At 59.0% G+C, this 13,248-nt stretch carries 10 protein-coding genes; 9 read left to right on the top strand and 1 reads right to left on the bottom strand.

Annotated elements, in window-relative coordinates; genetic code table 11:
* Window positions 1-41: 41 nt before the first annotated feature.
* A complete protein-coding gene (gene gltA, locus H621_RS0121590) occupies window positions 42-1,331 on the bottom strand; it encodes a citrate synthase (protein ID WP_028945360.1) in 1,290 nt (429 codons plus the stop codon).
* Window positions 1,332-1,681: 350 nt separating this feature from the next.
* Here gltA and sdhC point away from each other — a divergent pair, with 350 nt between their 5' ends.
* The 9 genes from sdhC to sucD all read left to right on the top strand — a co-directional run bounded on the left by sdhC (window position 1,682) and on the right by sucD (window position 13,020).
* The gene (gene sdhC / locus H621_RS0121585) at window positions 1,682-2,068 is read left to right on the top strand and encodes a succinate dehydrogenase, cytochrome b556 subunit (protein WP_174446946.1); all 387 of its coding nucleotides are present in this window, start codon (window positions 1,682-1,684) and stop codon (window positions 2,066-2,068) included.
* Window positions 2,062-2,430, top strand: coding sequence for a succinate dehydrogenase, hydrophobic membrane anchor protein (gene sdhD / locus H621_RS0121580; protein ID WP_028945358.1), 369 nt, complete (start codon window positions 2,062-2,064; stop codon window positions 2,428-2,430). Before sdhC ends, sdhD begins: the two co-directional genes overlap by 7 nt.
* 3 nt (window positions 2,431-2,433) lie before the next feature.
* Entirely contained in the window at window positions 2,434-4,206 is a 1,773-nt protein-coding gene (gene sdhA / locus H621_RS0121575; RefSeq protein ID WP_028945357.1) for a succinate dehydrogenase flavoprotein subunit, read from the top strand.
* A gap of 12 nt (window positions 4,207-4,218) precedes the next feature.
* Window positions 4,219-4,923 carry a succinate dehydrogenase iron-sulfur subunit gene (locus tag H621_RS0121570; RefSeq protein WP_028945356.1) on the top strand — a complete coding sequence of 235 codons (705 nt, stop codon included), beginning with the start codon at window positions 4,219-4,221 and terminating at the stop codon, window positions 4,921-4,923.
* A 245-nt stretch (window positions 4,924-5,168) separates the two neighbouring features.
* Window positions 5,169-8,000, top strand: coding sequence for a 2-oxoglutarate dehydrogenase E1 component (locus H621_RS0121565; RefSeq protein WP_028945355.1), 2,832 nt, complete (start codon window positions 5,169-5,171; stop codon window positions 7,998-8,000).
* 42 nt (window positions 8,001-8,042) lie between these two features.
* Window positions 8,043-9,263, top strand: coding sequence for a 2-oxoglutarate dehydrogenase complex dihydrolipoyllysine-residue succinyltransferase (odhB, locus tag H621_RS0121560; RefSeq protein ID WP_028945354.1), 1,221 nt, complete (start codon window positions 8,043-8,045; stop codon window positions 9,261-9,263).
* Window positions 9,264-9,357: 94 nt separating this feature from the next.
* Window positions 9,358-10,794 (top strand): dihydrolipoyl dehydrogenase, encoded by a 1,437-nt coding sequence (gene lpdA, locus H621_RS0121555; protein ID WP_028945353.1) that lies wholly within the window; start codon window positions 9,358-9,360, stop codon window positions 10,792-10,794.
* Window positions 10,795-10,969: 175 nt separating this feature from the next.
* Window positions 10,970-12,136: an ADP-forming succinate--CoA ligase subunit beta gene (gene sucC, locus H621_RS0121550; protein WP_028945352.1), complete on the top strand. Its 1,167-nt coding sequence runs from the start codon at window positions 10,970-10,972 to the stop codon at window positions 12,134-12,136.
* Window positions 12,136-13,020 carry a succinate--CoA ligase subunit alpha gene (sucD, locus tag H621_RS0121545; RefSeq protein WP_028945351.1) on the top strand — a complete coding sequence of 295 codons (885 nt, stop codon included), beginning with the start codon at window positions 12,136-12,138 and terminating at the stop codon, window positions 13,018-13,020. Before sucC ends, sucD begins: the two co-directional genes overlap by 1 nt.
* Window positions 13,021-13,248 lie beyond the last annotated feature (228 nt).

Genomic DNA, 13,248 nt, shown 5'->3' with positions numbered 1-13,248 from the left:
GCTGCCCGAGGGCAGCCTTTTTTTGCGTTCGGCCCAAAGGCTTACTTGCGGTCTTCCAGCTTGGTGATGTCGCGCGACTCGTAGCCTGTGTACAGCTGGCGAGGGCGGCCGATCTTGTAAGGGCTGGAGAGCATTTCTTTCCAGTGGGAGATCCAGCCGACGGTCCGCGCCAGGGCGAAGATCACGGTGAACATGCTGGTCGGAATGCCGATCGCCTTGAGGATGATCCCCGAGTAGAAGTCGACGTTCGGGTACAGCGAGCGCTCGATGAAGTACGGATCGGTCAGGGCGATCTCTTCCAGGCGCATGGCCAGTTCCAGCTGCGGATCGTTCTTGATGCCCAGCTCGCGCAGGACTTCGTCGCAGGTCTGCTTCATCACGGTTGCGCGTGGGTCGCGGTTCTTGTAGACGCGGTGACCGAAGCCCATGAGCTTGAACGGATCGTTCTTGTCCTTGGCCTTGGCGATGAAGGTGTCGATGTTCGAGACATCGCCGATTTCATCGAGCATGGTCAGTACGGCTTCGTTGGCACCGCCGTGAGCGGGGCCCCAGAGTGCGGCGATACCGGCGGCGATGCAGGCGAACGGGTTGGCGCCCGAAGAGCCGGCCAGGCGGACGGTCGAGGTCGAGGCGTTCTGTTCGTGGTCGGCGTGGAGGATGAAGATCCGGTCCATTGCCTTGGCTAGTACCGGGCTGATCGGTTTGATCTCGCACGGGGTGTTGAACATCATGTGCAGGAAGTTTTCCGCGTACGACAGGTCGTTGCGCGGGTACATCATGGGCTGGCCCATGGAGTACTTGTACACCATCGCTGCCAGGGTCGGCATCTTGGCGACCAGGCGAACCGCGGAGATTTCGCGGTGCTGCGGGTTATTGATGTCCAGCGAGTCATGGTAGAACGCCGACAGGGCGCCGACCACGCCGCACATGACGGCCATCGGGTGGGCGTCGCGGCGGAAGCCGTTGAAGAACGACTTCAACTGCTCGTGCACCATGGTGTGGTTCTTTACGGTGCTGACGAACTGGGCCTTCTGCTCGGCATTTGGCAGTTCGCCATTGAGCAGCAGGTAGCAGGTCTCGAGATAATCGGATTTTTCGGCGAGCTGTTCGATCGGGTAGCCCCGATGCAGCAGGATGCCCTTGTCGCCGTCGATATAAGTGATCTTCGACTCGCAGGATGCGGTCGCCATGAAACCAGGGTCGAAAGTGAAGTGGCCCGTGGCCCCCAACCCTCTAACGTCGATAACATCGGGACCAACGGTGCCGGTTAAAATGGGCAGCTCGACGGGGGCTGCGCCCTCGATGACCAACTGCGCTTTTTTGTCAGCCATGTGGCCTCCTATTAATGCTTGAAATCATCAGACAGACCCCCCACGCAGGGCCCGCACCACTATAGTGAGATAAATCCGAATGTCAATTTGCCTAAAGCATGGTTGTATAGGGCTCTGAGCGCTGTTTTTCCGCGAAATTGCCGCCCGTTTACGCCTTTTGTGCATTAAAGGCAATGCGCTATTTGGGCTAGGTCTTCGCGTTGTCATTAGTAGCCTAACTGTCTATAATCGGCCCCCGACCGCCAGGGGCTTGCAAGCCCGTGTTGCTGGGGTCGTCACTCCCTGGGTGGTGGGTACCTGACCAGTACACTTACCAACAACTTTGCCCTGCTTGCTAGGGGCTCTTCAGTGTGAAAAAAGCCGTGAAAAGCCAACGACCTGTAAACCTAGACCTAAGGACCATCAAACTCCCCATTACCGGCGTTACGTCATTTCTTCATCGTGTTTCCGGCATCATCCTCTTCCTGGGCCTTGGCATCATGCTTTATGCATTGGGCAAATCCCTGGGTTCGGAGGAAGGTTTCGCCGAGGTGAAGGCATGCTTGACCAGTCCGCTGGCCAAGTTCGTGGCATGGGGCCTCCTGTCCGCCTTGCTGTATCACTTGGTAGCCGGTGTGCGCCACTTGATCATGGACATGGGCATCGGTGAAACGCTGGAAGGCGGAAGACTGGGCTCGAAAATTATCATCGCCGTCTCTGTGGTGGTGATCGTGCTGGCAGGAGTTTGGATATGGTAACCAACGTCACGAACCTCTCGCGTTCGGGCCTCTATGACTGGATGGCGCAGCGCGTTTCTGCGGTCGTTCTCGCGGCTTATTTCATTTTCCTGATCGGATACCTGGTCGCGCACCCGGGCATCGAGTTTGCCCAGTGGCACGCTCTGTTCTCCAACAACGCGATGCGTATCTTCAGTCTGCTGGCACTGGTTGCCCTGGGCGCTCACGCCTGGGTCGGCATGTGGACCATTGCCACCGACTACCTGACGCCGATGGCGCTGGGCAAGTCGGCGACTGCCGTACGTTTCCTGTTCCAGGCGGTATGTGGTGTCGCGATGTTCGCGTACTTCGTCTGGGGTGTGCAGATTCTCTGGGGTATCTGATTCATGGCTAACATTCCAACGATTTCATTCGACGCCATCATCATCGGTGGTGGCGGTGCCGGCATGCGCGCTGCGCTGCAGCTGGCCCAGGGCGGTCACAAGACTGCCGTGATCACCAAGGTTTTCCCGACCCGTTCGCACACCGTATCGGCCCAGGGTGGCATCACCTGCGCCATCGCTTCGGCCGACCCGAACGATGACTGGCGCTGGCACATGTACGATACCGTCAAGGGTTCCGACTACATCGGTGACCAGGACGCTATCGAATATATGTGTCAAGAAGGCCCTGCAGCCGTATTCGAGCTGGACCACATGGGTCTGCCGTTCTCGCGTACCGAAACCGGCCGTATCTACCAGCGTCCATTCGGTGGTCAGTCCAAGGACTACGGTAAAGGTGGTCAGGCCGCCCGTACCTGTGCAGCTTCCGACCGTACCGGTCACGCGCTGCTGCACACCCTGTACCAGGGCAACCTGAAGGCAGGCACCACCTTCCTGAACGAGTACTACGCTGTTGACCTGGTGAAGAACCAGGAAGGCGCGTTCGTCGGTGTGATCGCCATCTGCATCGAAACCGGCGAAACCCTGTACATCAAGTCCAAGGCCACCGTACTGGCCACCGGCGGTGCAGGTCGTATCTACGCATCCACCACCAATGCCCTGATCAACACCGGTGACGGCGTCGGCATGGCGCTGCGTGCAGGCGTCCCGGTGCAAGACATCGAAATGTGGCAGTTCCACCCAACCGGCATCGCCGGCGCGGGTGTACTGGTTACCGAAGGTTGTCGTGGTGAGGGTGGTTACCTCATCAACAAGCACGGCGAGCGTTTCATGGAGCGCTATGCGCCTAACGCCAAGGACCTCGCGGGTCGTGACGTTGTGGCCCGCTCCATGGTTAAAGAGATCATTGCCGGCAACGGCTGTGGCCCTGATGGCGACCACGTGATGCTCAAGCTCGACCACTTGGGTGAAGAGGTACTGCACAGCCGCCTGCCAGGTATCTGTGAACTGTCCAAGACCTTCGCTCACGTCGACCCTGTCGTCGCCCCGGTGCCAGTCGTTCCAACCTGCCACTACATGATGGGCGGCGTTGCCACCAACATTCATGGCCAGGCAATGACCCAGGACGCCAATGGCGAAGACCAGATCATTCCAGGTCTGTTCGCGGTAGGTGAAGTGGCGTGCGTATCGGTTCACGGTGCCAACCGCCTGGGCGGCAACTCGCTGCTCGACCTGGTGGTCTTCGGTCGCGCTGCCGGCCTGCACCTGGAAAAGGCGCTGACCGACGGTATCGAATACCTCGACGCCAGCGACACCGACATCGATGTTGCCCTGAGCCGCCTGAACAAGCTCAACGAGCGCAACACCGGCGAAGACGTGGCTACCCTGCGTCGCGAGCTGCAAAGCTGCATGCAGAACTACTTCGGTGTATTCCGTACTGGCGAATACATGCAGAAGGGTATCGAGCAGCTGGCCCAGCTGCGCGAGCGTATCGCCAACGTCAAAATCAACGACAAGTCCCAGGCCTTCAACACCGCGCGTATCGAAGCGCTGGAGCTGCAGAACCTGCTGGAAGTCGCTGAAGCCACTGCAATTGCTGCAGAAGTCCGTAAAGAGTCCCGCGGTGCTCACGCCCGTGAAGACTTCGAAGACCGTGACGACGAAAACTGGCTGTGCCATACCCTGTACTTCCCGGGCGAGAAGCGGGTTGCCAAGCGCGCTGTCAACTTCGCGCCGAAAACCGTACCGGCTTTCGAGCCAAAAGTCCGGACTTACTAAGGGGTGGTCGCTATGTTGCAAGTCGAAGTCTATCGTTACAACCCCGATACCGACTCTGCGCCGAAAATGCAGACGTTCCAGGTCGATACCGGTGGCAAAGACCTGATGGTGCTGGATGTGTTGGCGCTGATCAAAGAACAGGATGAAGGTTTCTCGTATCGTCGTTCTTGCCGCGAAGGTGTTTGCGGTTCCGACGGTATGAACATCAACGGCAAGAACGGTCTGGCCTGCATCACGCCGCTGTCGGCAGTGGTCAAGCGCAACAAGCTGGTCATCCGTCCATTGCCTGGATTGCCGGTGATTCGTGACCTGGTCGTCGATATGAGCATCTTCTACAAGCAGTACGAGAAGGTGAAGCCATTCCTGCAGAACGACACGCCGGCTCCGGCCATCGAGCGTCTGCAGTCGCCTGAAGAGCGTGAGAAGCTGGACGGTCTGTACGAGTGCATCCTGTGTGCTTGCTGCTCGACGTCTTGCCCATCGTTCTGGTGGAACCCTGACAAGTTCCTGGGTCCAGCTGCACTGTTGCAGGCCTATCGCTTCCTGGCCGACAGCCGTGACACCAAGACCCAGGAGCGTCTGGCTTCGCTGGACGACCCGTTCAGCGTGTTCCGCTGCCGCGGAATCATGAACTGCGTAAACGTTTGCCCTAAAGGTCTGAACCCGACCAAGGCAATCGGTCACGTACGTAACATGCTGCTGCAAAGCGGTACCTGATTCAAAAGTGTTGTACCCGTAGCACGCCGAGGTGCGGGCCTTTGCCCGCACCAAGGTGAAACTCGAGCAAGGGCTCATAAAGCCCGAGCTTTTACCTATGAAGATATGAGACCAGCAGGGGCTTCCGGGCTGGTACCCGGAAAATCTGTGGGATCCTTGGTGGCTTGGTTCGGTCGCTGCATTAGGACTTTTCCAGGCTTGCTGTGGCTCTCGCCGATCCGTCCCCTAACCGAGGGTGACCAAGCATGCAAGAAAGCGTGATGCAGCGCATGTGGGAAAGCGCCCACCTTTCAGGTGGTAACGCTGCATATGTGGAAGAGCTCTACGAGCTCTACCTGCACGACCCTAACGCTGTGCCAGAAGAGTGGCGCACTTACTTCCAGAAGTTGCCCGCCGAAGGCAGCACCGCTACCGATGTATCGCACTCTACAATCCGCGACCATTTCGTACTGCTGGCAAAGAACCAGCGCCGCGCCCAACCGGTTTCCGCCGGGAGCGTGAGCAGTGAACACGAGAAGAAGCAGGTTGAAGTATTGCGTCTGATCCAGGCCTACCGTATGCGCGGCCACCAAGCCGCTAAGCTCGACCCCCTGGGGTTGTGGCAGCGCCCTGCGCCAGTAGACCTGTCGATCAATCACTACGGCTTGACCAATGCCGATCTTGATACGACCTTCCGTGCCGGCGACCTGTTCATCGGCAAAGAGGAAGCGAGCCTACGCGAAATCTTCGACGCTTTGCAGCAGACATATTGCCGCACCATTGGCGCCGAATTCACCCACATCGTCGACTCCGAGCAACGCAGCTGGTTCCAGCAGCGTCTGGAGAGCGTTCGTGGGCGCCCGGCTTTCTCGGCAGATATCCAGAGCCACCTGCTCGAGCGTGTGACCGCAGCAGAAGGCCTGGAGAAGTACCTGGGTACCAAATACCCGGGCACCAAGCGTTTCGGCCTGGAAGGCGGCGAAAGCCTGATTCCGATGCTGGACGAGCTGATTCAGCGTTCCGGTTCCTATGGCACCAAGGAAGTTGTGATCGGCATGGCCCACCGTGGCCGTCTGAACGTGCTGGTCAACACCTTCGGCAAGAACCCGCGCGACCTGTTCGACGAGTTCGAAGGTAAGAAGAAGGTCGAGCTGGGTTCCGGTGACGTTAAATATCACCAGGGCTTCTCGTCCAACGTGATGACTGCCGGCGGCGAAGTCCACCTGGCCATGGCGTTCAACCCTTCGCACCTGGAAATTGTCTCGCCAGTGGTAGAGGGTTCGGTACGTGCCCGTCAGGACCGTCGCAACGATTCCGTTGGTGACAAGGTGCTGCCGATCTCCATCCACGGTGACGCTGCATTCGCAGGTCAGGGCGTGGTGATGGAAACCTTCCAGATGTCGCAGACCCGCGGTTTCAAGACCGGCGGTACCGTGCACATCGTGATCAACAACCAGGTTGGTTTCACCATCAGCAACCCGCTGGACTCGCGCTCCACCGAGTACTGCACCGACGTCGCCAAGATGATCCAGGCGCCGATCCTGCACGTTAACGGTGACGACCCTGAGGCCGTTCTGTTCGTGACCCAGCTGGCCGTCGACTACCGCATGCAGTTCAAGCGTGACGTGGTTATCGACCTGGTCTGCTACCGTCGTCGCGGCCACAACGAGGCCGACGAGCCGAATGGCACCCAGCCGTTGATGTACCAGCAGATCTCCAAGCAGCGCACCACGCGCGAGCTGTACGCCGACAGCCTGATCCAGGCCGGCCGTCTTGATCTGGACCGCGTCCAGGCCAAGGTCGACGAGTACCGCAATGCGCTGGACAACGGCCTGCACGTAGTGAAGAGCCTGGTCAAAGAGCCGAACAAAGAGCTGTTCGTGGACTGGCGTCCGTACCTGGGTCATGCCTGGACCGCGCGTCATGACACCCGCTTCGACCTGAAGACCCTGCAGGAACTGTCGGCCAAGCTGCTGGAGTTGCCGGAAGGCTTCGTGGTTCAGCGTCAGGTCTCCAAGATCTACGAAGACCGCCAGAAGATGCAGGCCGGTGGCTTGCCGATCAACTGGGGTTACGCCGAAACCATGGCGTACGCCACCCTGGCATTCGAAGGTCACCCGATTCGTATGACGGGTCAGGATATCGGTCGCGGCACGTTCTCTCACCGCCATGCGGTGTTGCACAACCAGAAAGACGCCAGCACCTACATCCCGCTGCAGAACCTCTATAAAGGTCAGCCACGTTTCGACCTGTACGATTCGTTCCTGTCCGAAGAAGCGGTACTGGCATTCGAGTACGGTTACTCGACCACCCAGCCAAACGCGCTGGTGATCTGGGAAGCCCAGTTCGGCGACTTCGCCAACGGTGCCCAGGTGGTTGTCGACCAGTTCATCACCAGCGGTGAGCACAAGTGGGGCCGTCTGTGCGGTCTGACCATGCTGCTGCCACACGGTTATGAAGGGCAGGGGCCTGAGCACTCCTCGGCACGTCTGGAGCGTTACCTGCAGCTGTGCGCCGAGCACAACGTCCAGGTCTGCGTACCGACCACGCCGGCTCAGATCTACCACCTGTTGCGTCGCCAGGTCATCCGTCCGCTGCGTAAGCCGCTGATCGTACTGACACCGAAGTCGCTGCTGCGCCACAAGCTGGCCATCTCGACCCTGGAAGAACTGGCCGAAGGCTCGTTCCAGACCGTGATCCCGGAAATCGATACCCTCGATCCGAAAAAGGTCACTCGCCTGGTCCTGTGCAGCGGCAAGGTCTACTACGATCTGCTGGAAAAACGCCGTGCCGAAGGCCGCGAAGACATCGCCATCGTGCGTATCGAGCAGCTGTATCCATTCCCTGAGGACGATCTGGTCGAGATCCTCGCGCCGTACACCAATCTCAAGGATGTGGTGTGGTGCCAGGAAGAGCCGATGAACCAGGGCGCCTGGTACAGCAGCCAGCACCACATGCGCCGTATCCTGACCCGCCACAATAAAGAACTGGTTCTGGAGTACGCGGGCCGTGATGCCTCGGCAGCACCTGCTTGTGGCTACGCTTCGATGCACGCCGAGCAGCAGGAAAAACTGCTGCAAGATGCCTTCACTGTTTAATGCCATCGCGCACTAGAAACCGAATTTAAGGAACCACTGATAATGGCTATCGAGATCAAAGCCCCTACTTTCCCGGAATCGGTTGCCGATGGCACCGTTGCCACCTGGCACAAGCAACCGGGCGAAGCCGTCAAGCGTGACGAACTGATCGTCGACATCGAGACCGACAAGGTTGTCCTGGAAGTACTGGCTACCGCTGACGGCGTGCTGGGCGCAATCGTCAAGGGCGAGGGCGAAACTGTCCTGTCCGACGAAGTCCTGGGTTCGATCGAGGAGGGCGGTGTTGCTGCCGCCGCTCCAGCCGCTGCCGCCGCTCCGGCTGCCGCTGCTGCTCCAGCCGCTGCTGCTTCGGACGAAGACGCCATTGGCGCGCCAGCTGCCCGCAAGCTGGCTGAAGAGAACGGCATCGCCCTGAACAGCATCAAGGGCACCGGTAAAGACGGTCGCATCACCAAGGAAGACGTTGTAGCTGCCATCGAAGCGAAGAAATCCGCTCCGGCTGCCGCTCCAGCCGCCAAACCTACCGCTGCTGCCGCCGCTCCTGTTGTCGCCACTGGTGACCGCACCGAGAAGCGTGTACCGATGACTCGCGTACGTGCCACCGTTGCCAAGCGTCTGGTCGAAGCACAGTCGAACATGGCCATGTTGACCACCTTCAACGAAGTCGACATGACCGAAGTCATGGCCCTGCGTTCGAAGTACAAGGACCTGTTCGAGAAGACCCACAACGGCGTACGCCTGGGCTTCATGTCGTTCTTCGTCAAGGCGGCCACCGAAGCACTGAAGCGCTTCCCGGCTGTCAACGCCTCGATCGACGGTTCGGATATCGTCTACCACGGCTACGCGGACATCGGCGTTGCCGTTTCCAGCGACCGTGGTCTGGTCGTGCCTGTTCTGCGTAACGCCGAGCTGATGAGCCTGGCCGAAATCGAGAACGGCATCGCCACCTTCGGCAAGAAAGCCCGTGACGGCAAACTGTCGATCGACGAAATGACCGGCGGTACTTTCACCATCACCAACGGTGGTACCTTCGGTTCGATGATGTCGACCCCGATCGTCAACCCGCCACAGGCCGCTATCCTGGGCATGCACAACATCATCCAGCGCCCTATGGCCGTTAACGGTCAGGTCGTGATCCGCCCAATGATGTACCTGGCGCTGTCCTACGATCACCGTCTGATCGACGGTAAAGAGGCCGTGACCTTCCTGGTGACCATCAAGAACCTGCTGGAAGACCCGGCTCGTCTGCTGCTGGACATCTAAAAAACAGCTGCAAGCTGCAAGCGACAGGCTTCACCTCAGAAGCCGGTCGTCTTGCCGCTTGCAGCTTGTGGCTTGAAGCTAAAAGGAATCTTTTATGACCCAGAAATTCGACGTGGTAGTGATTGGCGCAGGTCCTGGCGGCTACGTAGCTGCTATCAAGGCTGCGCAGCTCGGTCTGAAGACTGCCTGTATCGAGAAGTATGTTGACGGCGAAGGCAAACTGGCCCTCGGCGGTACCTGCCTGAACGTGGGTTGCATTCCATCCAAGGCGCTGCTGGACAGCTCCTGGAAGTACAAGGAAGCCAAAGAGAGCTTCAACGTCCACGGTATCTCCACCGGCGAAGTCAAGATGGACGTCGCTGCGATGGTTGGCCGCAAGGCTGGTATCGTCAAGAATCTGACCGGCGGCGTTGCCACCCTGTTCAAGGCCAACGGCGTTACTTCGATCCAGGGCCACGGCAAACTGCTGGCTGGCAAGAAAGTCGAAGTCACCAAGGCTGACGGCACCACCGAAATCATCGAAGCCGAGAATGTGATTCTGGCTTCCGGCTCGCGTCCGATCGACATTCCTCCGGCTCCGGTCGACCAGAACGTCATCGTCGATTCCACAGGCGCCCTGGAATTCCAATCGGTACCTAAGCGCCTGGGCGTTATCGGTGCTGGCGTCATCGGTCTGGAACTGGGTTCGGTCTGGGCTCGCCTGGGTGCTGAAGTCACCGTTCTGGAAGCCCTGGACACCTTCCTGATGGCCGCTGACGCTGCTGTCTCCAAGGAAGCCCTGAAGACCCTGACCAAACAAGGTCTGGACATCAAGCTGGGCGCTCGCGTCACCGGTTCCAAGGTCAACGGCGCTGAAGTCGAAGTGACCTACACCGACGCCAACGGCGAACAGAAAATCACCTTCGACAAGCTGATCGTTGCGGTCGGCCGTCGTCCAGTGACCACTGATCTGCTGGCTGCCGACAGCGGCGTGACCATCGACGAGCGTGGCTTCATCTTCGTCGACGATCATTGCGCGACCAGCGTACCGGGCGTTTACGCCATCGGTGACGTGGTTCGTGGCATGATGCTGGCTCACAAGGCCTCGGAAGAGGGCATCATGGTCGTCGAGCGCATCAAGGGTCACAAAGCCCAGATGAACTACGATCTGATCCCATCGGTTATCTACACCCACCCAGAGATCGCGTGGGTCGGCAAAACCGAACAGACCTTGAAGGCTGAAGGCGTTGAGGTTAACGTGGGCACCTTCCCGTTCGCGGCCAGCGGCCGTGCGATGGCGGCCAACGACACCGGTGGTTTCGTCAAGGTCATCGCCGATGCCAAGACCGACCGCGTCCTGGGTGTACACGTGATTGGCCCATCGGCTGCAGAACTCGTGCAGCAGGGTGCAATCGCAATGGAATTCGGCACCAGCGCCGAAGACTTGGGCATGATGGTTTTCTCCCATCCGACCCTGTCCGAAGCGCTGCATGAAGCCGCGCTGGCTGTGAATGGCGGTGCCATCCACGTAGCCAACCGTAAGAAGCGTTAAACAATAAGAAACCACGGCGGGCAGCCCGTCGTGAGTCTTGCGTGCATGACTCACCGCGGAACGTCCGCCGGACTCGAACTCCCGGAGCATACCGGGGGCAAGTGGTCACAGGTGGCGCGGCACTCTGAAAGAGCGCAGCGCCGAAGCGCAGTACCTAACGAAGACGGTAAAAAGCATGAATCTTCACGAGTATCAGGGTAAGCAGCTGTTCGCTGAATACGGCCTGCCAGTATCCAAGGGTTTCGCAGTCGACACCCCTGAAGCTGCAGCAGAAGCCTGCGACAAGATCGGTGGCACCGAGTGGGTTGTCAAAGCCCAGGTTCACGCCGGTGGTCGCGGTAAAGCGGGCGGCGTCAAGCTGGTTCGCAGCAAGGAAGACGCCAAGGCGTTCGCTGCGCAGTGGTTGGGCAAGCGTCTGGTGACCTACCAGACTGACGCCAACGGTCAGCCAGTGACCAAGATCCTGGTCGAATCCTGCACTGACATCGCCAAAGAGCTGTACCTGGGCGCTGTAGTCGACCGTTCGAGCCGTCGCATCGTGTTCATGGCCTCCACCGAAGGTGGCGTGGACATCGAGAAAGTCGCTCACGACACTCCTGAGAAGATCATCAAGGCTACTATCGATCCACTGGTTGGCGCTCAGCCATTCCAGGGTCGTGAACTGGCTTTCCAGCTGGGTCTGGAAGGCAAGCAAGTTGCACAGTTCGCCAAGATTTTCGTAGGTCTGGCCAAGCTGTTCCAGGAACACGACCTGGCCCTGCTGGAAGTCAACCCGCTGGTCATCAAGGCCGACGGCGACCTGCACTGCCTCGATGCCAAGATCAACATCGACGCCAACGCAATGTACCGTCAGCCTAAGCTGAAAACCTTCCACGACCCGTCCCAGGACGATCCTCGTGAAGCCCACGCTGCCAGCTTCGAGCTGAACTACGTGGCCCTGGAAGGTAACATCGGCTGCATGGTCAACGGTGCTGGCCTGGCCATGGGTACCATGGACATCGTCAACCTGCACGGCGGCAAGCCAGCCAACTTCCTCGACGTAGGTGGTGGTGCTACCAAAGAGCGCGTTACCGAAGCCTTCAAGATCATCCTGTCCGACAGCAATGTTGCGGCCGTTCTGGTCAACATCTTCGGCGGCATCGTTCGCTGCGACATGATTGCCGAAGGCATCATCGGCGCTGTGAAAGAAGTCGGCGTTAAGGTACCGGTTGTTGTTCGCCTGGAAGGCAACAACGCTGAACTGGGTGCTAAAGTACTGGCAGAAAGCGGTTTGAACATCATTGCGGCAACCAGCCTGACCGACGCTGCTCAACAAGTTGTCAAAGCTGCGGAGGGCAAGTAATGAGCGTCCTGATCAATAAAGACACCAAAGTCATCTGCCAGGGCTTCACCGGCTCGCAGGGCACTTTCCACTCCGAACAAGCCATCGCCTACGGCACCAAGATGGTTGGCGGCGTGACCCCAGGCAAAGGCGGTACCACTCACCTGGGCCTGCCAGTGTTCAACACCGTCAAAGAAGCCGTTGCGGCTACCGGTGCTGACGCTTCGGTCATCTACGTTCCGGCTCCTTTCTGCAAAGACTCGATCCTGGAAGCTGCTTTCGGCGGTATCAAGCTGATCGTCTGCATCACCGAAGGCATTCCTACCCTGGACATGCTGGATGCCAAGGTCAAGTGCGACGAGCTGGGTGTTACCCTGATCGGCCCTAACTGCCCAGGCGTCATCACTCCGGGCGAGTGCAAGATCGGCATCATGCCAGGTCACATCCACTTGCCAGGCAAGGTCGGTATCGTTTCGCGTTCCGGCACCCTGACCTATGAAGCCGTCAAGCAGACCACTGACGCCGGTTTCGGTCAGTCCACCTGCGTTGGTATCGGCGGTGACCCAATTCCAGGCTCCAACTTCATCGACATCCTGAAGCTGTTCCAGGAAGACCCGAAGACCGAAGCGATCGTCATGATCGGTGAGATCGGCGGTTCGGCTGAAGAAGAAGCGGCTGCCTACATCAAAGCACACGTTACCAAGCCTGTGGTTTCCTACATCGCTGGTGTGACCGCTCCTGCGGGCAAGCGTATGGGCCACGCTGGTGCCATCATCTCCGGCGGCAAAGGCACTGCAGACGAGAAATTCGCTGCGCTGCAAGACGCTGGTGTGAAAACCGTGCGTTCGCTGGCAGACATCGGCAAGGCCCTGGCCGAGCTGACTGGCTGGGAAGTGAAGAAGTAAGCTTCGGCTGACACTTCGCTCCAGCCACAAAGGCCACCTTCGGGTGGCCTTTGTGCTTTCTGGATCGCTGATCGCGGGACAAGGCCGCTACTTCCAGTGGTTGTACCAGGTAGTACCTTTTTGTCGTGTCACTTTCGCGACAATCACATGCGCACATCGGACACCTCGTCAGTCTGCGGTGCGTAGCCGGTGCAACTTGGTTACACTGTCTCCACTTTCGTGTCCGCA

Origin of the sequence: Pseudomonas vranovensis DSM 16006, assembly GCF_000425805.1 — a bacterium.
In the GTDB taxonomy this organism is placed as follows: Bacteria; Pseudomonadota; Gammaproteobacteria; order Pseudomonadales; family Pseudomonadaceae; genus Aquipseudomonas; species Aquipseudomonas vranovensis.
Note: the sequence above shows the minus strand (reverse complement) of the source record. Positions and strands in the feature narration are given on the sequence as shown.